At 69.8% G+C, this 24,566-nt stretch carries 24 protein-coding genes; 20 read left to right on the forward strand and 4 right to left on the reverse strand.

Going from position 1 to position 24,566, the window contains the following annotated elements; genetic code table 11:
* Positions 1-178 precede the first annotated feature (178 nt).
* Positions 179-388: a DUF397 domain-containing protein gene (locus ABT004_RS19790; RefSeq protein WP_351338389.1), complete on the reverse strand. Its 210-nt coding sequence runs from the start codon at positions 386-388 to the stop codon at positions 179-181.
* 14 nt (positions 389-402) lie between these two features.
* Positions 403-1,305, reverse strand: a complete 903-nt coding sequence (locus tag ABT004_RS19795) for a helix-turn-helix domain-containing protein (RefSeq protein WP_351338390.1) — start codon at positions 1,303-1,305, stop codon at positions 403-405.
* Between the two features lie 319 nt (positions 1,306-1,624).
* Between ABT004_RS19795 and ABT004_RS19800 the strand changes: the two genes are divergently transcribed.
* On the forward strand, positions 1,625-2,062 hold the full coding sequence (locus ABT004_RS19800) for an ATP-binding protein (protein ID WP_351338392.1): 438 nt from the start codon (positions 1,625-1,627) through the stop codon (positions 2,060-2,062).
* 134 nt (positions 2,063-2,196) lie between these two features.
* Here ABT004_RS19800 and ABT004_RS19805 read toward each other — a convergent pair whose 3' ends face one another.
* Both ABT004_RS19805 and ABT004_RS19810 read right to left on the reverse strand, forming a co-directional pair.
* Positions 2,197-2,679 (reverse strand): SAM-dependent methyltransferase, encoded by a 483-nt coding sequence (locus ABT004_RS19805; protein WP_351338394.1) that lies wholly within the window; start codon positions 2,677-2,679, stop codon positions 2,197-2,199.
* 54 nt (positions 2,680-2,733) lie between these two features.
* Positions 2,734-4,140 (reverse strand): NsdA family TPR-like regulatory protein, encoded by a 1,407-nt coding sequence (locus ABT004_RS19810; protein WP_351338396.1) that lies wholly within the window; start codon positions 4,138-4,140, stop codon positions 2,734-2,736.
* Between the two features lie 189 nt (positions 4,141-4,329).
* Between ABT004_RS19810 and ABT004_RS19815 the strand changes: the two genes are divergently transcribed.
* The 19 genes from ABT004_RS19815 to ABT004_RS19905 all read left to right on the forward strand — a co-directional run bounded on the left by ABT004_RS19815 (position 4,330) and on the right by ABT004_RS19905 (position 24,542).
* The gene (locus tag ABT004_RS19815) at positions 4,330-4,827 is read left to right on the forward strand and encodes a DUF6415 family natural product biosynthesis protein (RefSeq protein WP_351338398.1); all 498 of its coding nucleotides are present in this window, start codon (positions 4,330-4,332) and stop codon (positions 4,825-4,827) included.
* Between the two features lie 214 nt (positions 4,828-5,041).
* Positions 5,042-6,943, forward strand: a complete 1,902-nt coding sequence (locus tag ABT004_RS19820; protein ID WP_351338400.1) for a glycoside hydrolase family 15 protein — start codon at positions 5,042-5,044, stop codon at positions 6,941-6,943.
* 130 nt (positions 6,944-7,073) lie between these two features.
* Positions 7,074-8,537: a sensor histidine kinase gene (locus ABT004_RS19825; protein ID WP_502966960.1), complete on the forward strand. Its 1,464-nt coding sequence runs from the start codon at positions 7,074-7,076 to the stop codon at positions 8,535-8,537.
* 77 nt (positions 8,538-8,614) lie between these two features.
* Positions 8,615-9,130: a roadblock/LC7 domain-containing protein gene (locus ABT004_RS19830; protein WP_351338405.1), complete on the forward strand. Its 516-nt coding sequence runs from the start codon at positions 8,615-8,617 to the stop codon at positions 9,128-9,130.
* Positions 9,127-9,540, forward strand: coding sequence for a DUF742 domain-containing protein (locus ABT004_RS19835; protein WP_351338408.1), 414 nt, complete (start codon positions 9,127-9,129; stop codon positions 9,538-9,540). The genes ABT004_RS19830 and ABT004_RS19835 overlap by 4 nt, the downstream gene beginning before the upstream one ends.
* A 64-nt stretch (positions 9,541-9,604) precedes the next feature.
* Positions 9,605-10,180, forward strand: a complete 576-nt coding sequence (locus ABT004_RS19840) for a GTP-binding protein (RefSeq protein ID WP_351338473.1) — start codon at positions 9,605-9,607, stop codon at positions 10,178-10,180.
* A complete protein-coding gene (locus tag ABT004_RS19845) occupies positions 10,180-10,821 on the forward strand; it encodes a GAF domain-containing protein (RefSeq protein ID WP_351338410.1) in 642 nt (213 codons plus the stop codon). Before ABT004_RS19840 ends, ABT004_RS19845 begins: the two co-directional genes overlap by 1 nt.
* Before the next feature lie 82 nt (positions 10,822-10,903).
* Positions 10,904-12,157, forward strand: coding sequence for an acyl-CoA dehydrogenase family protein (locus ABT004_RS19850; RefSeq protein ID WP_351338413.1), 1,254 nt, complete (start codon positions 10,904-10,906; stop codon positions 12,155-12,157).
* An 86-nt stretch (positions 12,158-12,243) separates the two neighbouring features.
* Positions 12,244-12,726, forward strand: coding sequence for a LuxR C-terminal-related transcriptional regulator (locus ABT004_RS19855; RefSeq protein WP_351338414.1), 483 nt, complete (start codon positions 12,244-12,246; stop codon positions 12,724-12,726).
* On the forward strand, positions 12,723-13,370 hold the full coding sequence (locus ABT004_RS19860) for a hypothetical protein (RefSeq protein WP_351338417.1): 648 nt from the start codon (positions 12,723-12,725) through the stop codon (positions 13,368-13,370). The genes ABT004_RS19855 and ABT004_RS19860 overlap by 4 nt, the downstream gene beginning before the upstream one ends.
* Positions 13,367-13,942 (forward strand): DUF6624 domain-containing protein, encoded by a 576-nt coding sequence (locus tag ABT004_RS19865; RefSeq protein ID WP_351338420.1) that lies wholly within the window; start codon positions 13,367-13,369, stop codon positions 13,940-13,942. The genes ABT004_RS19860 and ABT004_RS19865 overlap by 4 nt, the downstream gene beginning before the upstream one ends.
* Positions 13,943-14,016: 74 nt before the next feature.
* Positions 14,017-14,484 (forward strand): DUF6082 family protein, encoded by a 468-nt coding sequence (locus tag ABT004_RS19870; protein WP_351338423.1) that lies wholly within the window; start codon positions 14,017-14,019, stop codon positions 14,482-14,484.
* Between the two features lie 128 nt (positions 14,485-14,612).
* Positions 14,613-14,807, forward strand: coding sequence for an FxLD family lanthipeptide (locus tag ABT004_RS19875; protein ID WP_351338425.1), 195 nt, complete (start codon positions 14,613-14,615; stop codon positions 14,805-14,807).
* Positions 14,808-14,991: 184 nt separating this feature from the next.
* Positions 14,992-16,935, forward strand: coding sequence for a lantibiotic dehydratase family protein (locus ABT004_RS19880; RefSeq protein WP_351338428.1), 1,944 nt, complete (start codon positions 14,992-14,994; stop codon positions 16,933-16,935).
* Positions 16,932-17,999, forward strand: a complete 1,068-nt coding sequence (locus ABT004_RS19885) for a lanthionine synthetase C family protein (protein WP_351338431.1) — start codon at positions 16,932-16,934, stop codon at positions 17,997-17,999. Before ABT004_RS19880 ends, ABT004_RS19885 begins: the two co-directional genes overlap by 4 nt.
* Before the next feature lie 35 nt (positions 18,000-18,034).
* Positions 18,035-20,077 carry a methyltransferase, FxLD system gene (gene fxlM / locus ABT004_RS19890; RefSeq protein ID WP_351338434.1) on the forward strand — a complete coding sequence of 681 codons (2,043 nt, stop codon included), beginning with the start codon at positions 18,035-18,037 and terminating at the stop codon, positions 20,075-20,077.
* A gap of 3 nt (positions 20,078-20,080) precedes the next feature.
* Positions 20,081-21,196, forward strand: a complete 1,116-nt coding sequence (locus ABT004_RS19895; protein ID WP_351338437.1) for a hypothetical protein — start codon at positions 20,081-20,083, stop codon at positions 21,194-21,196.
* A gap of 226 nt (positions 21,197-21,422) precedes the next feature.
* Entirely contained in the window at positions 21,423-23,363 is a 1,941-nt protein-coding gene (locus tag ABT004_RS19900) for an ATP-binding cassette domain-containing protein (protein WP_351338439.1), read from the forward strand.
* Between the two features lie 48 nt (positions 23,364-23,411).
* On the forward strand, positions 23,412-24,542 hold the full coding sequence (locus ABT004_RS19905) for an NUDIX hydrolase (protein ID WP_351338442.1): 1,131 nt from the start codon (positions 23,412-23,414) through the stop codon (positions 24,540-24,542).
* Positions 24,543-24,566 lie beyond the last annotated feature (24 nt).

Genomic DNA, 24,566 nt, shown 5'->3' on the forward strand with positions numbered 1-24,566 from the left:
CTACTGCACATTGATTGTCCGCATCTCGGCTCTCGTTCACAGGACTTTTCCGAACCCGGCGACCTCAACCACCCACCAGACCGGAGGCGTTGACTGTCGCCTGAGCACGCTTAGGTGGCGCAAACACGACGGCCCGGCACCCACGACGAGGGCCGGGCCGCACAGCACCAGCGCTCCGTCACCTGAGTAGGGGTGACGTCGAGGAGCTAATGCACGTAGTGAATGTGGCCCACGCCGCCGGCGAGAATCCGGTGTGCGGACCGTTAGGACGCTTGGAGTCCCTGACGAACGTCAGCTGAGGCGTATTGGCTACTTCCACGCATTCATTGTCGGGTGAGGCGCTGTAACTGCTTTTGAACCATGTAATTTCCTGGGGCTGTTCGGCCACGGATTCTTTCCTCGCTACTTCTGATCTTGCTGGTGCCTCTTGCGGGCCTCGGCGATCAACTCTGCCGAAGAATCGGGGTCCAGTGCCTCTTCGCTGAGAAATGCACGAGCGTGCTCGTAGGCTGCCCGCGATCCTTCCTCTTCCAGAAAGAGGGAACCTACGGCGTTTTCGATGAAGATGACGTCGAGGGATGGATCAGGTCCGCCGTAGACGATGAAGCTAGTGAGCGTTGCGCTGTAGGCGCCAGAGCCGAACGGGAGGACTTGGATGGTGATGGTCGGCTCCGTTCGCCGGTCTAGCAGCAGGTCAAGCTGCTCGATCATGACTTCAGGGCCTCCGACGTTGCGCCGCAGCACGCTCTCATCGAGCACGCAGTGATAGGTCGGTGGCGTCGCACGTTCAAGGATCTGCTGGCGTTGCATTCGCATGTCCAGGAACTCCGTCACCTTTTCCGGCGTGAGGGTGTTACCTGGTGTCGATTTGATGGCGGCGGCGTAGCGCCTCGTCTGTAGAAGACCCGGCACCACTCCATTGGAAAGATGCCAGATCGATTTTGCTTCATTTTCAAGCGGCAGCAGCACCCTCATGGGGTCCGAGAGTTTTCCCGCGTAGGGAACCCACCACCCGTCCGTGACCTTGCTGTTCTGCGCCAGGTCGATCAGCTCTGCCGTTTCCTCTGGTGATGCGCCATACACCTCACAGAGCTGCTTAACCTGATTCCACCGCACATTTCCCTTGGCCTGCTCGTACCGGCTGACCGTCGCCTTCGACACGCCTGCCCGTCGGCCGGCTTCCTCAGCGGAAAGATCGGAATCCTTCCTCAACGCGAGCAGGCGAAAGCCGAGCTGACGACGTCGGGCTGTCGGGCCTGACTCAATCTCGCCGTTCAGTTCGGCGCTCTTCGACGCGTTCGTCATCCTGGCGGCTCCTCTTGGACGAGTGCGGCCAGTGTCCTGTCTGGCGCGTACCGACCACAAGGGACGTTACACGGCGGAACAGCGGCCGGGTTACGCCCGAGATGGCGCCCGGAAGGCTCATGCGGACACTTCCGCCGTGAGCGTTACATGGGGAGCGTTCCCGACCGCATACTCCAACTCGTACGAACAGCTGCGCAGTTGAGCAAGACCGCCTCGCGGCCCGCTCCAGGCTCCTGGACGGGCGACCGCGGGAGCGGCGCCACTTCACTCGCACCCCTGACGCCAAGCGCCCCCACGCACGTCACTTGGGAGACTGCCAATGAGCCCAGCAACAACTGCGCTTCTCAGTGCCGCTGCTGACCTGCGGCTGGACCCGATCCCCGGCTTTGCGGCTACCTTCCCCCCGTTCTCCTCGCGGGTCAGCGAGATGCGCCGCCGCACGGCCAGCCGGCTCCGGACGTGGAAGATCCCGCAACGAGACGCCGAGGACATCACACTCGCGGTGTCGGAACTCGTCACGAACTCGGTCGTCCACGGTAAGGGAGCGGTCTGCCTCGTCCTCCGTCAGGTCGCCGGCGAGATCCGCGTCGAGGTAACCGATGGAAACCCGCAGCCAGCCATGGCGAAGAACGCTGATCCGGAGGACACCTCGGGGCGCGGGATGTTCCTGGCCACACACTTTGCGCGGCGCGTTGAGGTCAGCGATGACGGCTACACCACCACCGCGATCTTCAGTCTCTCGGGACGTCAGCAATGAGGGGGCAAGGGAACGAAGTTACGTTGGTAAGAACCGCGTTCGTACAGCCGCGCGGTGTAAGAACCCCGTCCCTGCTGGGGGACATCCAGATCCCTCCCAAGGGCGCCACGGTCGGGCTCTTACGCCGCAGAGCGCTACGGCCGGTCCGCCGCGGCGCACCAGTACGCGGTGAGCATTTCACCTGGCCAAGCAGGCTGTCGGATAGGCCCGCGAGGGCCCATTTCCTGGAAGTAGGGGGCCAGGTCCAACACCGGCGTCCCGTCTACTGCGTCGAGGTCGGTCACCAACAAGTCCCGGCCTTCCACGCCCAGCAACCTCGGGTAGCTCACAGCCAGTTGGTTAGGTCGCCTGTGGTTTCGGTGCACGAAGGTTCCGGTCTGCGGCCACTGCGCGTTGCCCCGCGGGCTGCGAGCGTGGAGCTGTACGTCCTCGGGCTGAGCCAGGTGAAAGCGCCACGTCACCGTCAGGTGCGAGAACTCCCCAATGCCTTGCAGGGTTTCGAGGGGGTACGTTTCGTTGAGACGGATCACCGACTGAACCCCGGCCTGGTAATCGTCCTGAACGTGGGTGTGGCCACCAACGACCTTGGCGATTGTTTCGACCTGGTACGTCGTCACCGGTACTGCTTCCTCTCCTCGGGCGATCCTTTTGCACGCGCTGCCGTTCGGCATCTAGCGTCTGCGTCGCGGCCAGCCTATGTCGAGGAGCAAGCCGCGTGCCCGGCGGTCCAGTTCGGCGACATGGCGGCCTCCGCGTTGCCGAACGGGCGAGAGGTCGCTCTGAATGCGGACGATGACGTCACGCGCCCGGCCGGAGTGGACGCCCGTCATGGCGTCGAGTGCCTCGTTCCAGGTTGCGCACGCCTCGTCGAGGTTCCCTCGCTGCACTTGGACTGCACCGAGGTAGCCGAGCGTCACGCTGTGGGTGCGGGCGAATTGCTGGCGCCGGCGCGTGGCCACGCTGCGTTTGAAGTGGATTTCCGCGTCGAGGGGCTGGCCTATGTCCCGCAAGGCGCAGGCTGTCTCGTGGGCGAGGGAGGCTTCCTGGAAGAAGCCGACACGGGTGGGTGCCTCGGCGGTGTCGGCGCGGGACAAGTCGCGCTCCGCGCGGCTGATGGCAGCGAGGGTGCCAGGGCGGTCGCCGTCGGCCGCGAGTGCGCGGGCGTGGACGATCGCCAGCAGCGCCTTTTCGCGTGGGCTGGCCTGGCCGTAGCGGTCGCGGGACATCGAGGCATCGGCGAGGGCAAGCGCCCCGCGCGGGTGGCCCAGGTCGACGGCCTGGTGGGCGAGCGCGCGCAGAATGTGGCCGCCGAGCGATCCGTCGCCGGCCTCGGCCGCGATCCGGGCGCCGACGGTGAGGTAGCGCTGGGCGGTGCGGTGTTCGCCGGCGTCGAAGGCCATCCAGCCTGCAAGATAGGTCATCTCTGCGACTGCGGAGTACGTGTCCCGGCGAAGCGGGTCTGTGCGGAATCGACCTCCGAGCAGGGGCACCGCTTCGTCGAGCAGGTGGCTGGCGAGTGCTTTACGGCCCGAGGCGCCACCTCTCTGTTGGTCGCGTGCGGAGTAGTAGGCCGTGAGGTCGCGGATGTCTTCGACGTCGGCCGTGGTCACCGAGCGCGCGGAAGTCGGCCGGCGCTTGTTTGCGGCGCCGGGGGCGGCTGCCCACCACGCGGTGGCTGGCAGGGCGAGGCCGGCGGCGGAGTAGGCGGCGGTGGCCAGCAGTTTGCGTCGGTGCATGTCGAGGTCGTCGCTTCCCAACTCGGCCAAGGTGGTCTGGGGGTCGACGCTCCAGTCGGATCCGGTGTCGGTCGTGCCTGTCGGCTCTTCCTCCAGCCCGAGGTCAGCCAGGTTGAGGCGGCGGCCGAGCCTGCGGGACAGCGTCTCGCGCAGGATATGCGGCGCCCTCCCACTCGGCTTCGTGCCCAGGATCCACATCGAGATGTGCGAGCGGGAGATCGCCTCCAGCTCACGCGTCCCGCTCTCCGCAGCTACGCGGGCCACGGCGGCAGCGGCTTGCGGCTGGGACCAGCCTGCTTCGCGAATGAGCGCGGCGAGGGCGTCGTTGCGTTCACGGGCCATGGGGTGCCCCTCGGTTCCGAAATGATCTTTGGCGCCTTTGGCGGCCTTCGCGACCGTCGAGGCATACCCCGCGGGCGAGATTCACGGTTCGCTCAACGTAGCGGCCAGATCGCCGGGTTCGCACGCGGGACGTCGGCTCTACCTGACGATCCCGGCTCACTTTGGCTTGATCTGAACAGGAGTTGCGTCATGCGTCATTCGCTGGGTCTTCACCGAGACGGCAGCCAGCTCGTGGTCGGGCGCGCGTGCCGAGCAGACCTCGCCGAGTCGCCTCCGCGGGAGCGCGACCACGTGGTGGCCGCGACGGAGACCGTAACGCTGGTTCTGGGCGAAGAATCGCCCCTGCCCGAGAGTGCCTCCGACGTGGAAGACCTCGTTCGCCTTCTACGGGGGCACGTTGCCCAGTTGGCCACTCGGGCCGCTCCTGAGGAACCGGCTCTCCTGCGCGCCCAGCGACTCTGCGCCGACAGCATCCCCGAGGGCTACATGCCGAGCCGCGTGTACCTGGTCAAGCTCGCTGAAGCCACACAGGAACTGGCGGCTCACGTGAGAGGCGGCGGGTGCGGGCCGACCGTCGCGAAGGATGTACGGCGATGGCGCCGGCCGAAGGTCAATGTTCTGCGCGGGGTCGTTTTCGCTCTTGCCCTGACCTGCTTGGTCCTCGCCGCTTCGGTACCGCGCTCATGACGGCGACCGGTGCCCTCGTGCTTGTTCTGGTCCTCGGACCAATGGCCTGGCTGATGCTTCACGGCGAGAAGTGATCCATCTAGGAACAGCCAGCACGCGGCAACGCTCCCCCTCACCCCGGTGCCCACCTGGCTGAGCTCTGTCCCACGTTCCCGGCCGCCACGGCGGCCCTGAAGCCATCCCCGGATCCCCGGGGCCTATGGAGATCCACACGATGAATCGACTTCCGTGCATCGAGCAGTACGGCCTGATCGGCGATACACAGACGAGCGCCCACGTCTGTGACGACGGTTCGATCGACTGGCTGTGCCTGCCCCGATTCGACTCGCCGGCTGTACTGGCCGGCCTGCTCGGCACGCAGAAGCACGGCTCCTGGCAGATCGCCCCCGCGCGCTCGGCCGACAGGTCCGCCGAGGAAGTGGTCACCGAGCGCCGGTACCGAGGCGACTCTCTCGTTCTGGAGTCGGTCTGGCGCACCCCGACGGGGGCGGTCCGGGTACTCGACTTCATGCCGCCCCGCGACGGGGCGCCGCAGGTGATCCGGATGGTCGAGGGGATGACCGGCGAAGTGCAGATGGTGTCGGCCCTGCGCCCGCGGCCCGGTTACGGCAGGGTCAGCCCCTGGATCCACGACGTCGGCGGGCGCATGGTCGCGGAGGCCGGAGCGGACGCGCTGTGGCTCGACACCAGCGTGCAGCAAGTGGAGAAAGACGGGGCCATCGTCAGCGCCTTCGCGGTCGCCACTGGGCAGAGCGTGGCGTTCGTGCTCAGTTGGTGCCCCTCTCACGCCGCGGCACCTGACCTTCCCGACCCGCAGGCCGCGCTCGCCGAGACGCTCGGGTTCTGGGAGGACTGGACACGGGCGTGCACCTACGACGGGCCCTATCGCGAGCCCGTAGTCCGTTCGTTGATCGCACTGAAGGCGATGACGTACGGGCCGAGCGGCGGGATCGTTGCGGCGCCGACAACGTCGTTACCCGAGGAGATCGGAGGTGGCCGTAACTGGGACTACCGGTTCACCTGGCTGCGCGACGCCTCCACGACGCTGGCCGCGCTGCTGGGCACCGGGTATCGGCAGGAGGCGCGGGCCTGGCGACGCTGGCTGCTGCGGGCCGTGGCCGGCGATCCGGAGAACCTGCAGATCATGTACGGAATCACCGGGGAACGTGACCTGCGCGAGCGCGAGCTGCCCTGGCTTCCCGGGTACGAGGGGTCAGCCCCGGTGCGGGTCGGAAACGGAGCGGCGGACCAGCTCCAGCTCGACGTGTACGGCGAGGTGATCGAGACCCTGTACCTCGCGCATCAAAGTGGGGTCGGGCACTGCGCAGACACCGCAGTCCTGCACCAGCGACTCGTCGAGCACCTGATCCAGCGCTGGCAGGAGCCCGACGAGGGAATCTGGGAGATCCGCGGGGCACGTCGGCACTTCGTGCACTCCAAGGTCATGGCCTGGGTGGCCATCGACCGCACCATCCGCCTGATCGAAGCCGGCGCTCTCACCATCGAGCTGGGCCCTCTGGTCGAGTTGCGCGAGACGATCCATCACGAGGTGTGCACCAGGGGCTTTGACCCGGAGCGCAATACTTTCACGCAGTCCTACGGGTCGGCGGCTCTGGACGCGGCCACCCTGCTCATCCCCAGCACGGGCTTCCTGCCGCCCGACGACCCGCGCGTCATCGGCACCGTGGACGCGGTACGCCGGGAGCTGGCCACGCCGGACGGGCTGGTGCGCCGATACCCGACGATCGGTGACCGCGCCGGGGTCGACGGGCTGAAGGGCGACGAAGGCGCCTTCATCCTCTGCTCGTTCTGGTTGGTCGATGCCCTGGCCCTGACCGGCCGCCTTGAAGAGGCAGCCGACCTGTTCGAACGCCTTCTCACGCTGCGCAACGACCTCGGGCTCCTCGCCGAAGAGTACGACCCGGTACGAGGGCGCCAACTCGGTAACTTCCCACAGGCGTTCAGCCACATGGGGCTGATTCAGAGCGCCCGACTCCTGCATCGGCTCTTCACGCAGCGCTCCACTGTCTCTGGCACGGCCGCTGTTCCCGCGCCCCGGCCCGCATCGCGTAGGTCGCAGCCGGCCTGCTCGGACCGGACCTCGCAGCACGTCTAGCCCGCCCCCACCGACGAGGATGTTCATGTCTGACAGCGCGTTCCCGCCACGGCCACCAGCGACCGGTCACCGCAGACATCGGTACCCCCAGGTCGATGCCTTCACCTTGGGACCTATCCGTCGTGCCGTGATGCTCCCTCTCGTGCTCTTCGCGGCGTTGACGGGTGGCGCTCTGGGCGCCTGGCTGACGGCCACTGCGGCTCACGGCTGGATCGTGGTCGGGTTGGTCTGCGGGCTGGGTGGCGTCGCGGTGGTGGCGGCGCGAGGCGCGCGCAAGGCAGCCGGCGCCGTTTCGACGGCCGTGGAGGAGCGGCGGGCGGCCGAGCAGGCCGCGCTCACTAGGAATACGTCGGCCGTCGAGCACCAGCGTGTGGCTGAACTGGCCGCTGTCGCTGGGGACGCCGCGGCTGTCGAGAAGGTGGTGCTGTGGTCGGCGGACGAGCTGTGCCGGGGGGCCCGTCCGCCAATGCCCGAAGGCCCGATGGCTGCGCCGGCCGGTGCGAGGGCGGAGATCAGCAGGGCGCTTGGAGCGCTCCAGGTGCAGGCCGTCACGGCGCTGATCCGTGTGCACGACGAATCCCAGTCTGTCGTCCTCCTCCAGGTCTTGCGGCGCCTGGCCCAACGGGAACACTCCCTGGTCGGCAAGGCCCTGGAGGCGCTGGGACAGCTGGAGAAGCTGACGGACGACCCCGAGCTGCTGGACAAGATCTTCCAGATCGATCACCTCGTGACCCGGATGCGTCGTCAAGTCGAGAGCACGGCCGTGCTCGGCGGGCAGTCCTTGCGCAGCACCCGTCAGGCGGTGTCGGTCACGACCACGCTGCGCGGCGCGGTCTCGGAGGTGGTCCACTACCCGCGGGTGGTGGTCGCGGCGGGCTCGGTGGGCGTGCAGCTGGGCCTTCCGGGACACGTGGGCCCGGACCTGACCCACCTGCTGGCCGAGCTGATTGAGAACGCGTGCGAGTCCTCCGATCCCGCGACGAAGGTGATGGTGCGCGCGGAACGGGTGCCCAACGGACTCGTCGTCGAGGTCGAAGACCGGGCCGTCCCCATGCCTCCTCAGGCACGCGCGCAGATGAACCGCCTGCTCAAGGCCCCCGACGAGGTCGACGTCAGTGCTCAGGTGCGCGCGGGGCAACTCGGCCTGCTGGTCGCGGCCAAGATCGGCAAGGCGCACAACCTGTCCGTGCACCTCCAGGAGAACGTCATGGGAGGCACCACGGCTCAGGTGGTCATCCCGAACCGTCTCCTCGTGGCGATCACGCCCGCCGGAAACGTGGGCGCCCGCCGCGACGTCCGTCCCGCCGGGCCGCCCCCGAGGCAGACCGGTGCGGCCCTGGTCCCTTCAGCAAGTCCGGGCGGACATCCGACCGCCACGACAACGCCTCCGGCCGAAGGCGCCGGGCCCCCCGCTCCTGCGACCGCGCTGCCGCGGCGAACACGCCAGCCTGGCTCGGTTCGCCCGCCGGTCGAGCGGGAGCCCGTTCCTGCGGCTGCGCCAAGACCGGGATTGGCAGGCGCCTTCCGCCGCGGCGTCCAAACCGGCGAGGAAGCCGCCTTCCCTCCCGACTCAGGCGGGTCCGCCCGCCCCTGACGATCACAGCTCCCCTCATTCCCTCAACGGCCCAGACAGGGCCGCCGGCCTTCCCCCTCATTTCTGGAGTGATTCACATGAGCACCCACGCCGAGACGGACACCGTGACCGAGGACGCATCCGCACCACAGGTGGAGGTGACGGCGAGCGGTATGCGGGGGAACATGCACTGGCTGCTGAAGCAGTTCGTCGCCGAGTGCGCGGGTGTCACTCACGCCGTCCTGCTGTCGCGGGACGGGCTGCGGCTGCTGGACAGCGAGGTCGACAGGGACTGGGCCGACGGGCTGTCGGCCGGCATCAGCGGATTGGCCTCCCTCGCGAAGAACCTGCCCGGCCCGAGCCGCCAGACGCGGCCGGCCAGCCAGATCATGATCGAACGAGACGACTGCCTCATCTTCGTCCAGAGCGCCGGAGGCAGCACGGCCTTCGGCAACCACTCCGGCATCAAGGTGAAGGAGACGGTCCTGGGCGTGGTCGCCACCACGGATGCGGACGCGGGCAGCGTCGGCTTCGAAATCGGGCGCCTGGTGCAGAAGTTCGCCCCCTATATGCAGATTCCGGTCCGCGAGCGCACGGACGACGAGGCCCGATGAGCGGCCACGAGCGCGCGGACGAGGACGCCACGTTCGTGCGGACCTACACGCTGACGCGCGGGCGCACCCGGCCGCGACACCTGCTGAGCCTGGACACCGTGCTGAGCGCTGGTGCTGGGCGGCCCGGCCCGCGGCAGGCCGAGGAGTGCGAGCAGATCCTCAGCCTGTGCAAGGAGCACCAGCGTTCGGTCACCGAGCTGGCCGGACAACTCGCTCGTCCCGTCACCGCCGTCAAGGTCCTCGTCTCGGACCTCCTGGACGCAGAGGCCCTGGTCATCTCCGTGACCTCCGCCTACGGCTCCGGCGACACGGACGCGGACGAACGCCCCACCACCGATCTACTGACCGCCCTCGCCGTGGGCCTGAAAAGGAAGTTCCCCGATGCCATCCCCTACCGCCAGGCCGGATGACCAGCGCGCCGGGCTGCGGACCACGCCGCCCGTACACGCTGGTCCGCCGACCGTGCTGAAGATCATGATCGCCGGGGGCTTCGGCGTGGGCAAGACCACCGCCGTGGCGGCGGTCAGCGACATCACGCCGCTGAGCACGGAGGAGTACCTGACCGAGGCGAGCACGGACGTGGACAGCCTCGAAGGCATCGAAGGGAAGGAAACCACCACGGTTGCCTTCGACTTCGGCCGGACCAGCCTGCCCGACGGGCCCGCCCCTTTGGAGCTGTTCCTGTTCGGCACGCCCGGCCAGGACCGGTTCGGTGACCTCTGGTACGACCTCTCCCGCGGTGCCGTCGGTGCGGTCGTGCTGGTCGACACCCGCCGTCTCGAAAGCAGCTTCGCCCCCGTCGACTTCTTCGAGGACATCCAACTGCCCTTCGCCATCGCGGTGAACGAGTTCGACGGAGCCGAGCGCCACCATCCCGAAGAAGTGCGCGACGCCCTCGGGCTGCACCCGTCGGTGCCGGTTCTCACCTGTGACGCCCGTAATCGGAACCACGTCGCCGGCGTTCTGCTCGCTCTCGTCGGCCACGCCGTACGGAATGCCCCGGCAGGGCCCATCTCCGCCTCATCCGCCATCACCCTCCAGGACGCCTGATGTCGTACCAGCCCCACACGCCGCACCTTCTGCCCCCGTCCGCTCCGCCCGCGCTGCACTTACCGCAACGGGCCCTGCACCACGGTCCGCAGGAGCTGGTCCCGCCCGTCGGCGTCACACCGGCCGAGCCGCAGGGCCAGGAACCGAGCGAGTTGGCCCAGCGGTACGAACTGCTGCGAACCCTGGGTGTGCCCACCACGGCCAGTGAGGACTTCGACGCGCTGGCCCGGGCCATGGCCGAGAAGGCCGGGTTCCTGTACGGGTTCGTCAATCTGTTCCTGGAGGAGCAGACCTTCGTCGGACTGCACCAGCCGCCGGCGGACAGCGGGTATGTCATCGTCGGCCGCACCATGAGCCGCGACCACGGCTGGTGCCCGGAGGTCATGAGCCGCGAGAAGGCGCTGCCGCTGCCCGATGTGCACGCTTCTCCTCGCTTCAGCGGCAATCACGTGGTCGACGCGGTCGGGATCCGCGCCTACTTCGGCGCTCCGCTCATCCACGACAGCGGCACCGTGCTGGGCACGGTGTGCGTGATCGACCCCGAAAAGCGATCTCTCGCAGATGCGCGCCGGATCCAGGACATCGTCATCGACGGCGGTGCCCAGGTGATGGACGGCATCACCCGCGCGTCGTTGCGCTAGCCGTTCGGCCTGCACCACCCGAGAGCGCGCGATAGCCGGCCGCTCCACCGTGCGACCTTCGCCCACGCAGAGGGAGACGACCATGTCCGCCACATCCACCACGCCACCACCGGCACTGCACCCCTACCTCAGTGCCCGCCACGCACTGCTGTGGGCCGAGGCGGACACGTTCGCTGACGAACAGGTCACTCCACGCATCGCGCGCATGGAGGCAGCGCCAGACCGGGTGGAGTGCAAGCTCGCCGAGCTGATGGGCGCACGAGGCTGGTTCGGCGTCCTCGTCCCAGCGGCCCTGGGTGGGCTCGACGCCGGGCACGTGGCGCGCACCGTTTTGGTCCACCGCATCGCCTGCGCTTCCGCTTCCGTCGCGGCCACCTTGCAGGCGACTCTCATCCCCGTCGGAGCCGTGCTCAACTTCGCCACCGACGAGCAGAGGCAGCGGTGGCTGCCTGGCGTCGCAGAGGGCTCGCGCCTGTTGTCGATCGCGGTGACGGAGCCGGAAGCCGGCGGGCACATCGGCGGCATCGAGACCACCGCTACCCACACCGGCAACGGATGGGTGCTCACCGGCAGCAAGGCACACGTCGGCAACAGCCACCTCGCCGCCGCTCACCTTGTCGTCGCCCGCACCGCCGCGGTCGGAACGAGCACTTCCACCGCTCTGACCGCGTTCATGGTCGAGTCCGACCGTCCCGGCCTCACCCTTGGCGACCAACGCAGCGGCCTCGGCCTGCACGGCTTCTCCGCCGGCCGCCTCGAACTCGACCAGGTCCGCATCCCCCACGACAACGTGCTCGGCGACGTCGGCCAGGGCCTGGCCGTGGCGCAAAGCAGCAGCATCCTCTACGGGCGCCCCAACCTGGCCGCCGTCAGCCTCGGCATCCACGAGGCTGTCGTGGCCGCCACGACCGAGCGCCTCAAGACCCGCACCCGCTACGGCAGCACCCTGGCTGAGCTACCAGTCCTTCGCGACCGCGTCGGCGGCATGGAATCCCGCTTGCGCGCCGCACGCATCCTCGCGTACCAGGCCGTGCACCTCCTCGACGAGGGCGTGCCCTGTGACGCGGAACTGATCAACAGCAAGTATCTCGGTCACCAGTTGGCCGTGCAGACAGCCCAGGACGCCATGGAGCTGCACGGCGCACACGCCCTGGACCGCGGCTACCTCCTCCAGCGCCTGTGGCGGGACATACAGCACACCTACCCACCGGCCGGAACCGGCGAAGTCCAGCGGATACGCCTCGCTGACGTGGCCTTCGACGAGGCCCGCATCCAGTGGTCCGAACGCCTCGCGCCCGAGGCTGCACGGGCTCAGCCCGACCCGACCACCGTATGACCAGCGCGTCCGCGCCGACCCCGCCTCACCCGCTCCGCTGTGCCCCACGACGACCGACTGACCCGAACCTCGACGAGGAACCTGCCATGACCGCCGCCGCCCCGCCTCTGTCCCTCACCCCGTCCGAACAACGCATCGCCCAACTCCTGGTGGACGGGCTGACCGCCCAGGAGATCGCCTCCGTCACCGGGCTCAAGCTGGGCACAGTCAAGAAGACGCTGGGCACCCTGCGCTGGAAACTGCACTGCCCGCAGCGATCGCCGCTCGCCATGGTCGCCCACCGTCTACTCAAAACCGGACTGGCAACCGCCCCAACGGCGACGCAGCCCGCACCGGAGCTGGGCCCCGGGCAGATGCGTCTGCTCACAGCCGTGGCCGAGCACCCCCTGCCCCGCGACATCGCCCTGGCCGCCCAGCTCGCCCCGGCCGACCTGTCCGCGGCCCTCGACAAGCTTCTCGACGGCGTCGGCGCACAGGACAGCACCGAGTTGGTCGTGCTGGCATACAGCTGGCAGTTGCTGCCGGTCTCAGGAGGCGCCCACGCCACACGAAGTGGAGCACGCCAGTGACCCGGCCCGGAATTCACACGGCCAGCGAGGACCGCTCCCTCCCCGTGCCGTTCACGCCGGCGCGAGCGTCCGCCATCTACACGATGCGCACGCTGGAGACCGCAGCCGAGCGCGATGAAGCCGCGGCTCTCGTCCAGGACCGCCAGAACTGGCTCGTGCTGCACAGCCTGCCCGCCCCTGCTGGCGCCGACATCCCCGCGCAGTTCCGTACGGCGCAGACCCGCTCCGCCGGGTTGTTCGAGGACGGGAGGATGCTGGCCTGCCTGATACCCGAACAGTCTCCGGATCTCGCGTGGGGTCAGGGGCCGTGCCTTTTCCTCCGGAGCCTCTACACGCTGCCCGGCCACCCGGACGACGTCACCCGCCTGATCACCTTGTGGGCTTCCGACTTCGCAGCCCGCCACGATCTGCCTCATGTACGAGCGGAAGCGCCCACCCGTCAACTGCGCGATCCCGCACCGGTCGCCCAGCTCCTCAACCGTCTCATCGACATGGGCTGGGACCTGTACGGCCCCGGGTGCGGACAGGCAGGTGAGGTCGCCCGCCTCGAACTGAAAGCCGAGCACCGCTCCGGGCTCGGTGCGCTGATCAACTGCCGGGTCCAGGTTCCTCAGCCCGCCCAGAGAGATCGGAGCACCGCGTGACAACTCACGAACCTCAGCGGCCCGACCTCGCCCGCGAGCTGACGGCCCGTGCCGCGGAATCTGCCGCTCACCGGAACAAGCGTGTACTAGACCAGCTCGACGCCGTCCAACTCGGGCGGGGCCGGCACACCGAGCACGCCAACACCGCCGTGCTGCGCCGGATCCTCGCCGAGCACGACTGGCCCGGCCACCGGCTCGTCGGCCCCGTCGCTGCCCGCGCCGCGTGGACGATCGCCCTGCACAGTGACGACGACCCCGCCTTCCAACGCGCCGCCGCCACCCTGCTGGAACGCGCGGTCCAGGCCGACGACGCGCCGGTCCAGCATTGGGCACACCTTCACGACCGAGCCCTCGTCAACCACGGACACGACCAGGAGTACGGCACCCAGCACCTTCTGAGCGCCAACAGCGTCGAGCTGTGCCCGCTGCGCGCACCGGAGTTCGTCGACGCCCGCCGGGTCACCGTCGGTCTGCCGCCGCTCGCTGTCGCGCTGGAAGCGGTGCGCCGACGGTACACGTCCGTCGACTTCGCCGACGAAGCCCCGACCGTCGTCCTCGCGGGGGTCGCATGAATGAGCCAACGCCCGACTTCACCAGCAGTCGGCCATCCGGCCGCAGCTCCGCCCTACGAAAGGCTCGCGTACCGATGAAGCTCACCACCGCCGTGCTCACCGTCGGCGCTGCCGTCTCCCTCACCACCGCCGTGGTCGGAGCGGCCCGGCTCCGGCAGGAAGCGCGGCACCAGGCCGAGCGCAACGAGGCGGTCGTCGCCCGTAACCAGCTCGACTGGCTGGAGCAGACGTCCACCAACCCCGACCTCGCCAAGCTTTGGACACCCGAGCACATGGAAGTTGACGAGTACGTGCAGCTGCTCAAGGCCAACCAGCTCATCTGCTCGCTCAGCCTCCGCGACCGCCTCGGCTTCGTGCGCGATGGGCAACTGGCGTTCTACGCGGCGATGGTGATGAGCAGCGACGTCTGCCGGCGCTACTGGAAGCGCTTCGGTGCCCTCCGCGCCGAGGAGGCCGAGGGCGACGAGCGGGCTGAGCGCTTCACCCGAGCGCTGGACCAGGCCGCCAAGAAGCACCCGCAGGCGCAGGCCGCCGCGGCCTGACAGCACCCCACCGACTCCGGACGCGTAACCGTCGAGCGACTTCGCCGCCCGCCGCTGTCCGGCGACAGACCCCGGGGTCCGACCGGTCCCGGGCATCTCGCACCACTCACCACTCCTAGGAGGCAGACATGACCGCCATCCAGACCGAGAGGCCGACCGCACCCGTGTCGGCGGACCTCGTGAAGGCCGACGAGGACGACCCGTTCAACCTCGACATCATCTTCATCGAGGGCACGCCTGCGACCGAGACGGCCCTGATGTGTGGCACCGGCGACAACTGCGGCAGCTCCTGCCCCAGCGCCTGCACCACCTCGTCCTCGTAAGCCGGCTCACCCCGGCAGTGCGGGCCGGACGGGGTCTCCCCGTCCGGCCCGCCCCCGCCCGTCACGCCCATGAGATGAGGAAGCGCTGATGACACGGCAACGGCGAAGCCTGTACGAGGCCGCAGGGCCGGCCATGCTGCGCGCCACGGTACACCTGAGCGAGCCGGCCATGCCGCCTTGGCCGATGAGTACGGCCCCTGTGGACGAATGGCGCGCGTGGCTGGGTGCTGTTTGGTCCGATACCGACTTCCGCCATGCCGTGTCGCAGGCGAGCCCCGATCTGGCGGACCAGGTGCAAGCCATCATCGACGGCCGTACACCGAAGGTGCGGCGAATTCGCCGGGCTGCGCTGGCCACCGCCCGCTACGCGATCCGCAGTGCCCGCCGCTCCGTCCCCTACGGCCTCCTCGCAGGCGTCGCCCCCCTCGACTTCGCACCGGCCGCGTCCGTCCGCTTCGGCGATGACCACCAGGTCGTCGCGCGCCCGGAGCCAACCGGTCTCGATGCGATGCTCAGCGACTGGGAGAGCGATACGGCGCACATGGCCAACGTGGAGGTCTGCGTCAACAACCTGATCCGACAGCAGGACCAGCACATCCACGTGCCCTCCGAGGGCGACGCCGAGTTCCGCATCGGCCTCAACCCTGCACTGCGTCTCGTCCTCGATCTGGCCCGGTCACCCATCGCGTATAGCCAGTTGTCCGACAAGCTCGCCGCGGAGTTCCCCACCGTGAGCGGCGCCGCGCGCGACCGGCTGCTCGGTGAGCTGCTGCGGGTGCGATTGCTGCGCTCATCCCTGCGCGCGTCGGCCACCGTCGCCGACCCCGCCGACGTCCTACCCCCCGCCGTGCGCGTTCGGGCAGCTGCCCTGCGGAGCGCGTGCGATCTGCGACTGGACGCCGACGTGCGGCTGCCCAGGACCGTACTGACGGAGGCGGAGACTGCGGCGACCGTCCTGGCCCGCCTGGCCACCCACCCCTCTGGGACACCGGCATGGCAGCGCTGGATCGAGCAATTCGCTGGGCGCTATGGCGAGAACACCATGGTGCCGGTGGAGATGGCGACGGACCCCGACAGGGGCGTGGGCTTCCCGGCCGGGTTCCTCACGGCGAGCGAACCGCCCCGGCCGATGTCCCGGCGCGACCGTCTCCTCCTCGACCTGGCCGGCACCGCAGCCGCCGAAGGCAGCCGCACCATCGCGGTGACCGAGGCCATGATCGAGGAACTGGAAACTGCGGCCAGCACCACGCCGCACGATCTGGCACCCCACCTCGAAGTCGCCGCACAGGTCCACGCCTCGTCTGTTGCAGCCTTGAACCGCGGGGACTTCCGGCTCGGCGTGCAGACCGTCTCCCGCTCTGCCGGCACGATGACCGGCCGGTTCTGGCACCTGTTCCCGGGCACGGAGTCGGCGTACGCACACCTGCCCACCATCGACCCGAAAGCGGAACTCGCCCAGCTCTCCTTCCACGCCGGCCGGGTACAGGGCGACCTGCTCACCCGCGCACCGCAAGCCCTGCCCCGCGTCGTCAGCGTGGGCGAATTCCGACACCCCGCCCCGCACGTCCTCTTCCCCCGTGACCTGTCCGTCCGGGTTGCCGACGGCCGCCCTCAGCTGGTGGAATCCGCGACGGGCAAGCTGCTGGAACTGCTGGCGCCCACCGCCATCAACTTCCTGTGGAACAACTACACCCCGCCCATGGCCCGTTTCCTCGGCCAGATCAGCCGGGCGGCGTCCCCTCAGGTGACGTGGTTCGACTGGGGGGCCGCCTGGGCTCTTCCCTTCACCCCAGCCCTCACCTACCGGCGCACCCTCCTCACCTCCGCCCGGTGGAAGATCCGCAGCTGCTCCCTGCCTTTGCGCACCGTGCCCCTGCGCCAGTGGGCGGAACAACTCCACGCCCTTCGGGCCCAGTTCCGGGTTCCCGAACGAGTGCTCCTGGCACAGGACGACCAACAGCTTCCTCTCGACCTCGCTCGCGACGTCGACCTGGACCTGCTGCGCGCGCACCTGGATGCCAGCCCCACTGGCGTCGCCACCCTGCACGAGGCGCCCCCGCCGGACGCCGACGGGTGGATCGACGGCCGGGCCCACAGCATCGTCGTGCCCCTGGCCAGGCGCTCATGACCACGACGACCGTTCCCCGCACGCAGGACCTGTCCGAGGGCGCCCTCGGGATGGCCCTGCTCAACATCGAACGCCATGACCTCTCCACCGCCCGCCGTCACCTCTCCCAGGCCACCGCCCACGGGGTGAGCACCGGCAGCAACGCCTCCCTCTTCCACGGCGCACCTGCCCTGGAGTTCGTCCTGGCCCGCGCCCACGGGGCCGGCGACGACGTCCGCGCGGCCGTCGACCGCGTCGTGGACGCCCGGCTCGCCGCCGCTCAACGCCGTCAAGCCGCCGGCGCGCTCCCCGGCCTCGCCGAATGGGACCTGATCCGCGGCTTGACCGGACTCGCCGCGCTGCTGCTGTCCCGCCCCGCCGCGCCCCGGTTGCCCGACGTCCTCTCGCATCTTGTCGCGCTCGCTCACCGCATCCGCGGTGGCGGACGGACGCTGCCGGGGTGGTGGTCCGCGGTCGGCCCGGACGGCGAGGCGATGGCCGGCGGCCACGGCAACAACGGCATGGCGCACGGCATCGCGGGGCCCCTGGCCGTGCTCTCTCTCGCCCAGCTCGAGGGCGCCAGCGTCCCCGGCCAGGAGCAGGCCATCAGCACGTTCGCGACCTGGCTCGACCGCCACGGCGACCACTACTGGTCCACTACAGCCCACCTCGACGCCGACCAGCCACCCGAAGCGGAACCCGCCCGCCAGTCCTGGTGCTACGGCCAGACCGGCATCGCCCGAGCGCAACAGCTCGCCGGGCTCGCTCTGGACGACCCCAACCGTCGCCAGACAGCCGAGAACACCCTCGCGTCCGTCCTGACCGACCCGCTACAGCTCGCCCGGATCACCGACTCCACGCTCTGCCACGGATGGGCCGGGCTCCTCGTGCTCACCCGCGTGGTCGCCGCCGACAGCCCCGATCCCGCACGCTTCACCCCCGTCGTCCAAGACCTTCACCGACGGCTGGCCGCCACCTGGGAGCACCTGCCCAAACCAGGCTTCCTGGAAGGACGCGCCGGAGCCCAACTCGCCCTCCGCTCCGCCGATCCCTCCGGATGGACCCGCGCCCTCCTGCTCACCTGACCCCGCCCGCCGACCCGCAAGGAGCTTTCCTGCTCATGACCTTCGACGACGAGAACCTGCCCCTCTCCGCGGACACCTCCTGGTGGCACGCCTCCGTGGCCTTCCCCGCACCGCACCACGACGCGGCGCGCGCCCTGGCCGCTGCACTGGCCGGACGCCGGTTCCACTTCCTGCGCAAGGACGCCGGGGTGCGCCTGCGCACCGAACAGCCCGCCTCCGATCTGCTGGACCAGCTCGTCACGGGCCGGGCGATCACCGGCTGGACGGGCGGCATCTACGAGCCGGAGACCTACGCCTTCGGCGGCCCCGAGGGCATGCAGGTCGCGCACGATCTGTTCTGCGCCGACAGCCCGGCCGCGCTCGCCGCGACCGGCGTTCCCGGCGCCCGTGAACGCAGCGTGATGCTGCTGTCCGCCATGATCCGCGCGGCCGAACTGGACCCGTTCGAAGCCGGAGACGTGTACGCCCAGTGGGCTGCCCTACGGCCTCCCGCCACGCCGCCCCAGGGGCCCGCCCTGGAGAAGGCCGTCTCGGCAATGCGGCGGCTGATGAACGCGGACGCCGCTCTGCGTCCCACTGCGGAAGCGGGCTGGGTCGAGCGCGTCGCCGCGTTCGAAGACGCCGGCCGCCAACTGCGCCGGCTCACCGCCGACGGCCGGTTGATACGCGGGATCCGGAGCGTCCTCGCTCACCACGCGATCTTCGCGTTCAACCGCGCGGGCGTTCCCGTCGCCGCGCAGGCCGCCACCGCGTGGCTCGGCCGTCACGTCGCCTTCTCCACCGGAGAAGACGACGTGTCCACCAGCAAGTCCGCCTCGGCGGACCCTAGCCTCCCCCGAATGGAGACCACCGTGACACCCGTGAACGACGCCCCCCAGCGACGCGAAGCCCTCGCCGAGCGCCTCGTCGACAGCGGCCACCTGCACAGCCAAACAGCCATCGCCGCCTTCCGCGCCACCGACCGGGACACCTTCCTGCCCGGCATCGACCTGGACAGGGCCTACAAGGAGGACGCGGTCGCGATCAAGCATGACGAGCACGGGGAGATGATCTCCTGCATCTCCGCGCCGTCCGTCGTGGCCACCCAGCTCGAACAGCTCGGCGCCCAGCCCGGCCACAAGGTCCTGGAAGCCGGGGCCGCCACCGGATACAACGCCGCCCTCCTCGGCCAGATGGTCACCCCCGGCGGGCAGGTGTGGACCCTCGACGTGGACAAGGACCTCGTCGACGGCGCGAACAAGAACCTCGCCGCAGCCGGAGTCGACAACGCCACCGCGGTGATGGCCGACGGCGCGGCCGGCCTGCCCGAGCACGCCCCCTACGACCGGATCATCTTCACCGTCGGCGCCGGCGACGTCCCGCTGGGGATCCTCGACCAGCTCGCCCCCGACGGGCGCCTGGTCCTGCCGATGCGCATCCGCGGCAGCATCTCCCGCAGCTTCGCCTTCGAACGCGACGGGCAGACGTGGAAGACCGTCTCCTGCGAGATGGCCACCTTCGTCCCACTGCGCAAGGGCGTCTGCGACGACGTGTACACCCTCGTCCCCATGGCCGGCGACGGCAACGTCCGCCTGGAGACGTTCAGCGAGCAGGATGTCGACCGCGACGCCCTGCGCACCGTCCTCGACGAGCGGCAGACCAGGCTCTACACCGGGGTCAAGTTCCGCAAGGGCTCGGCCTGGGAGTGGCTGTACCTGTACCTGGCCTGCGCCATGCCCAACGGCCTGTCCCGCATGCCGGGCCAACGCCGCGGATTCACACCGCACTTCGGGTGGGGCTCCATGGCCGCCCTCGACGGCGGATCGCTCGCGTACCTGACCATCCGCGAGGGCAAAGACAACCAGGGCCAGTACTGGGAAGCCGGCGTGATCGGCCACGGCAAGGGCGGTGGCGACCTCGCCGAGCACGTCGTCACCGAGATCCGCGCCTGGGACGCCAGCGGCGGCAACAACGCCCCCGAACCGGGTTTCCGGATGGCCGTCGCCGACCTGCGTGACCGTCTGCCGGTCGACGACGCGCGCTTCGTCGTCGACAAGCCCTACAGCCGACTCGCCATCGACTGGGCGCGCAAGGGCTAGCCGATGATCCCCGCGATAGCCAGCCGCATTCCCCTGGTCCGCCGCACCAAGGCACCTGCGCTCCCGTTGGAGGAGCGCATCAAACACCTCACCGGGCTGACCGTCGCACCCGCGGGTGCGAGCCACCACGATCTGGTGGCCCGCGCCTGCGGGGTCCTCAACTACGCCGCGCTCATCGCCTCCGACGTCGGCTTGCCCGACGAGGCGGAGGCTCTGTGCTGGCGTCAGCACCAGGTCTTCGCCGACGCCGGGCACCTCAGCGGACAGATCGCCATCATGTCGCTGATGCCGCTGGTCAACCTCTCCCGCCTGCAGACCCGCGCAGGCGAAGGCGAGCGCGCCTACAGCCTGTTGCAGAGCCTCAACGACGCGGCCCGTCACCGGGCCAAGGCCGACATCGACGGCCGCACCGTCGACCTCTCGGCCCTGACCGATGCGGACGAGGACCACCGCACGGTGTGCCAGGAGCTGTACGTCTCCGTGCTCGTGGACGGTGCCCGCGCCCTCGCCTGCAACGGGCGCTGGACCGAGGCCGCCGATGCGATGGCCCGGCACCGCGGCATCGGCAACCGTCTCCTCGACGGCCGCCAGATCAAGATCATGGCCCTGATGGAGCAGGACCTGGACCATCAGGCCCGCGACCTGATCGACACCACCCAGCCCACCGAGACTTGGGAGAGCGTCGTCGCCGACCTCCTGCGTGCCCACTGCCGCCCCGGCGCGGCACCGGCTTCCGACGTCGACCAAGCTCAGCGGGCGGTCGCCTCGTTCCTGGCCGACCCTGAGCCCGCTCCGTACACAGTGTTCCGGACCCGCACGGGCCTGGCAGCCCTGGACCTCGACGCCGGCGGGCCGCGCACCAGCGCACTCGCCTCGGCACTCGCCGAAGCTGCCCGCCTCGACGCCTACGCCGCCCGGGAGGTACTTCGCCACCCCGTTGCCCTCACCGCCTTGGGCGACAAGGCGACAGACGAACTGAACACGGTGGTCACCGCAGCCGGACTGGCATCCGGCGCCCTGTCCATTCACCACGGCGAGGCCCTGACGGGCGCAGTCGCGCAGGCGGAGACACAGCTGGAAGCGCTGCTGCGGTCCCAACCGGCCCCCAGGCCGGGGTGAAAGCCCGGCGAGGCCGCCACCCGCAGGCCGCGGTTTGGCGTTGACGGCGATTCGGCCAACCTCTGCCCGCAGCCGCCCCAAGCCAGACCAGGGATCGGGCATCGGCGAAGGCCGCAGTTGCAGGAGATACCGCGTCTCCCAGCACGACCGAATGCCGTGTGTTCGATATCGCGTCCGCGTCGTTAGACCTCACGACTCAGCCGCAGCGACCGTCCTAGGGGGAACGATGACCTCGGCCATTACGCAGGACCAGCCGCCGCAACCGGAGAAGGGAACCACGCCGGACGCCGCACCGCAGGACCTCGGTGTTCGAGAAGAGGAATACCTCTACCGCGACGAATCAAGACTCCAGGCCGGCTCCCTGCTGACCTCCCGCACCATGGCCCGACGCCTGCCCGCGCTCGTGCGGCGCTCGCTGAACATGGCCTGGCGCGTGGACCGCAGCGCGACCATCGGGCTCCTGGCGTGCCAGATCGCAACCGGCGTCCTCGCCGCCCTGGGCCTCCTGGCCGTCACCGGCACGATCAATGCCCTGATCGCCTCGGGCGACATCACCGAACGGCTGTGGGACGCCGCCCCGCAACTGGCCGTCATCGCCGCCGCCGCGGGCCTTCGCGCGCTGCTGGGCATCACCGTGGTCTGGCTGACCGGCCGACTGCGTCCGGTCCTGGGCCGGGCCGCGGAAGTAACGATGATCGAGGCCGCGCTCGGCGCGGAGCTGGCCGCCAACAACCAGCCCGGCTACAACGACGCCTACGACATCGCCGATCGCGGCGCGCAGGTAACCCCCGACCTCGTCGAAGAAGCGCAGGACGTCCTCGCGGCGACCGCCACCCTCGCCGCCGGCGCCACCGTCCTGACCGTCCTGCACCCCCTGCTTCTCCCCCTCCTCTTCCTCGCCTGCCTGCCACAGGCCGCCGCGTACGTGCGATCCGCCCGCGTGATCTACCTCGCCGGTCTGGAGACCTCCGGACGGCGCCGGATGCTCGGCAAACTGCGCTGGCACATGGCCTACCAGGAGTCCAGCGAGGAGATGCGCGCCTGCCTCGCCGGCCCCTTCCTCATCGGCCGATACCGACGGCTGGCCGCCTCGGTCAACGCCGCCGAGCGCAACGCCGCGAACACCGGCGCCTGGATGGGACTGGCCGGCGCCATGGCCGGCGGGGTCGCCTCGGCCGCGGTATGGGCGGCACTGCTGTGGCTCCTGGCCTCCGGACGCATGAGCGTGGCGGCCGGCGGCGGCGCCGTCTTCGCCCTGCAGACCGCCACCGGCTCGGTGCGCGGCATCATCAGCGGTGGTGCCCGCCTGGTCCGCACCGGCTGGTACGTCCAGGACTGGCAGCGGTTCCTCGACAACGCCCACGGCCAGGCCATGGCCGACTCCCGCGGTACCGCACCCGTGACCGCGGCCCCCGAGCGCTTCGAAGTTCGTGACGTGACCTACCGCTACGACGGTGCCCCAAAGGACAGCCTGCGCGACGTGTCCCTGCATGTGCGGCGCGGGGAGATCGTGGCGCTGGTCGGGGAGAACGGCTCCGGCAAGACGACCCTCTCCCGCCTGCTGTGCGGACTGCTGCTGCCCACCGCAGGCGACGTGGCCTGGGATCACGCATCCACCACGGACCTGGACCCCTGGAAGTCGTGGGAGCACGTAGCGCTGGTGCCGCAGAAGTTCACGTACCTGCCGCTGACGATGCGCGACAACATCACCTTCGGGCAGGGCGACACCAGCGACGCGGCCCTGCTCGCCGCGTGCGAGGCATCGGGTGCCGCAGAGATGCTTCCCGGCCTTCGCTCAGGTCTCGACACCTTGTTGACCAGCGAGTGGTTCGGCGGGCAGCAGCTCTCAGGAGGACAGTGGCAGCGCCTTGTTCTCACCCGGGCGTTCCACCGGCAGGCGTCACTGCTGGTGATGGACGAGCCCACCGCCGCTCTCGACGCCCGCGCCGAGCACCGGATCTTCGCCGGCCTGCGCGAACTCGCGAAGGACCGAGCCGTCCTGCTGATCACCCACCGGCTCACGAACGTGGCCGTCGCCGACCGCATCGTGGTGTTGGACGAAGGCCGGATCGTTCAAGAGGGCACCTACGCCCAACTCACTCAACAGCCTGGGCTGTTCCGGTCTCTATGGGATCTGCAGCGTCGAATGAGCGGTGACTCTTCCTGATCGCTCCCCTGCACACCCGCCCGGCCACCGTCTCGGAAGGCAGAGAACGTGCCCTCTCCCCATCAAGATCCGGTCGCACCACGCGCAGTCCTACCGGCAGCGCAGTACGCCGCGTCCCGGCACGCGGCGTGGCTCGGCGCCGCCGCGATCATCACCGACCAGGTCGGCCGCGTCCTACTCGTGCACCCCACCTACCGCACGGACGACACGTGGCTGCTACCCGGCGGCGTCGTCGAGGCGGGCGAACACCCCCACGTCACCTGCCGGCGCGAGATCACCGAAGAACTCGGCCTCGACCTGCCCCTGTCGGCCGTGCTCGCCGTCCACTCCTTCTCCTCACACCACCCCGACCTTGGGCCCAGCTCACCCTGCCCCGGCGAAGTCCGGTTCGTCTTCGACGCCGGCACCCTCACCCCCGACCAGGTGCAAGCGATCTGCCTGCCGGCCGAGGAGCTGTCCGAGTACGCCTTCCTGGAGACCCGGGACGCGATGCGGCGGCTGCGGCCGGTGGATGCGCAGATCATGCTCGCCGCCTACCGTGCCCGGCTCGGGCACACCGCCACCGCCCACCTCGCCGATGGCCACCACATCCTCGACGTCCCGGCCCTGGACCGACACAATGTCCACGTCCGCTTCCGCCCGTTGTGGGACAGCCCTCTGCACCGCGACCCGGTCCCCGACCGGCTCCCCGTGCGGCAAGCATGGTCGTGGTGCTTCGTCCCCGACGGTCGCGTCGTCCTGGTGGCCGATCCCGGCCTGCGGGGCGCGCTGCCGATGCTGCCCGGCGGCACGGTGGAGAGCCCCGACGCGACGCCCGAGCAGGCCCTGCGCCGCGAAGCCGCCGAGGAAGCCCAGCTCACCCTGACCGATGCGGTACGACTGGGCTGGGTGCTGGATGAGACCGGCGAGGTCTACGGCGGTGTAGGACCCAACGCCCGCCTCCGCCTGGCCGCCCGAGTCACCGCCATCGGCCCCGCAGCTGTTGACCCCGCCACCGGACGCTCCTTCGCCCGCCTGCTCGCGGCGCCCGCGCAGGCAGCCGCCCTGCTGGGCTGGGGCCCGCCCGGTATCCGGCAGGCCCAGCTCGCAGCGGACACGGCTCGTGAGCAGTGGGGCCTCCCCTCGGCGTCCCCATCTGCCATCGAGGAGATTCCTGCGGAGGGGATGCGGCTGAACTGATCCGGAACCGCCCAGTCTCGCCTC

The organism is Streptomyces sp. NPDC002790, assembly GCF_040295505.1.
Lineage (GTDB): Bacteria > Actinomycetota > Actinomycetes > Streptomycetales > Streptomycetaceae > Streptomyces.

What these genes read in the sequence shown, in the direction of transcription:
- ABT004_RS19795 (WP_351338390.1), bottom strand. Translation starts at nt 1,305, where the DNA reads ATGACGAACGCGTCGAAGAGCGCCGAACTGAACGGCGAGATTGAGTCA.
- ABT004_RS19800 (WP_351338392.1), top strand. Translation starts at nt 1,625, where the DNA reads ATGAGCCCAGCAACAACTGCGCTTCTCAGTGCCGCTGCTGACCTGCGG.
- ABT004_RS19810 (WP_351338396.1), bottom strand. Translation starts at nt 4,140, where the DNA reads ATGGCCCGTGAACGCAACGACGCCCTCGCCGCGCTCATTCGCGAAGCA.
- ABT004_RS19815 (WP_351338398.1), top strand. Translation starts at nt 4,330, where the DNA reads ATGCGTCATTCGCTGGGTCTTCACCGAGACGGCAGCCAGCTCGTGGTC.
- ABT004_RS19820 (WP_351338400.1), top strand. Translation starts at nt 5,042, where the DNA reads ATGAATCGACTTCCGTGCATCGAGCAGTACGGCCTGATCGGCGATACA.
- ABT004_RS19825 (WP_502966960.1), top strand. Translation starts at nt 7,074, where the DNA reads ATGCTCCCTCTCGTGCTCTTCGCGGCGTTGACGGGTGGCGCTCTGGGC.
- ABT004_RS19830 (WP_351338405.1), top strand. Translation starts at nt 8,615, where the DNA reads ATGAGCACCCACGCCGAGACGGACACCGTGACCGAGGACGCATCCGCA.
- ABT004_RS19835 (WP_351338408.1), top strand. Translation starts at nt 9,127, where the DNA reads ATGAGCGGCCACGAGCGCGCGGACGAGGACGCCACGTTCGTGCGGACC.
- ABT004_RS19840 (WP_351338473.1), top strand. Translation starts at nt 9,605, where the DNA reads ATGATCGCCGGGGGCTTCGGCGTGGGCAAGACCACCGCCGTGGCGGCG.
- ABT004_RS19845 (WP_351338410.1), top strand. Translation starts at nt 10,180, where the DNA reads ATGTCGTACCAGCCCCACACGCCGCACCTTCTGCCCCCGTCCGCTCCG.
- ABT004_RS19850 (WP_351338413.1), top strand. Translation starts at nt 10,904, where the DNA reads ATGTCCGCCACATCCACCACGCCACCACCGGCACTGCACCCCTACCTC.
- ABT004_RS19855 (WP_351338414.1), top strand. Translation starts at nt 12,244, where the DNA reads ATGACCGCCGCCGCCCCGCCTCTGTCCCTCACCCCGTCCGAACAACGC.
- ABT004_RS19870 (WP_351338423.1), top strand. Translation starts at nt 14,017, where the DNA reads ATGAAGCTCACCACCGCCGTGCTCACCGTCGGCGCTGCCGTCTCCCTC.
- ABT004_RS19875 (WP_351338425.1), top strand. Translation starts at nt 14,613, where the DNA reads ATGACCGCCATCCAGACCGAGAGGCCGACCGCACCCGTGTCGGCGGAC.
- ABT004_RS19880 (WP_351338428.1), top strand. Translation starts at nt 14,992, where the DNA reads ATGAGTACGGCCCCTGTGGACGAATGGCGCGCGTGGCTGGGTGCTGTT.
- ABT004_RS19885 (WP_351338431.1), top strand. Translation starts at nt 16,932, where the DNA reads ATGACCACGACGACCGTTCCCCGCACGCAGGACCTGTCCGAGGGCGCC.
- fxlM (WP_351338434.1), top strand. Translation starts at nt 18,035, where the DNA reads ATGACCTTCGACGACGAGAACCTGCCCCTCTCCGCGGACACCTCCTGG.
- ABT004_RS19895 (WP_351338437.1), top strand. Translation starts at nt 20,081, where the DNA reads ATGATCCCCGCGATAGCCAGCCGCATTCCCCTGGTCCGCCGCACCAAG.
- ABT004_RS19900 (WP_351338439.1), top strand. Translation starts at nt 21,423, where the DNA reads ATGACCTCGGCCATTACGCAGGACCAGCCGCCGCAACCGGAGAAGGGA.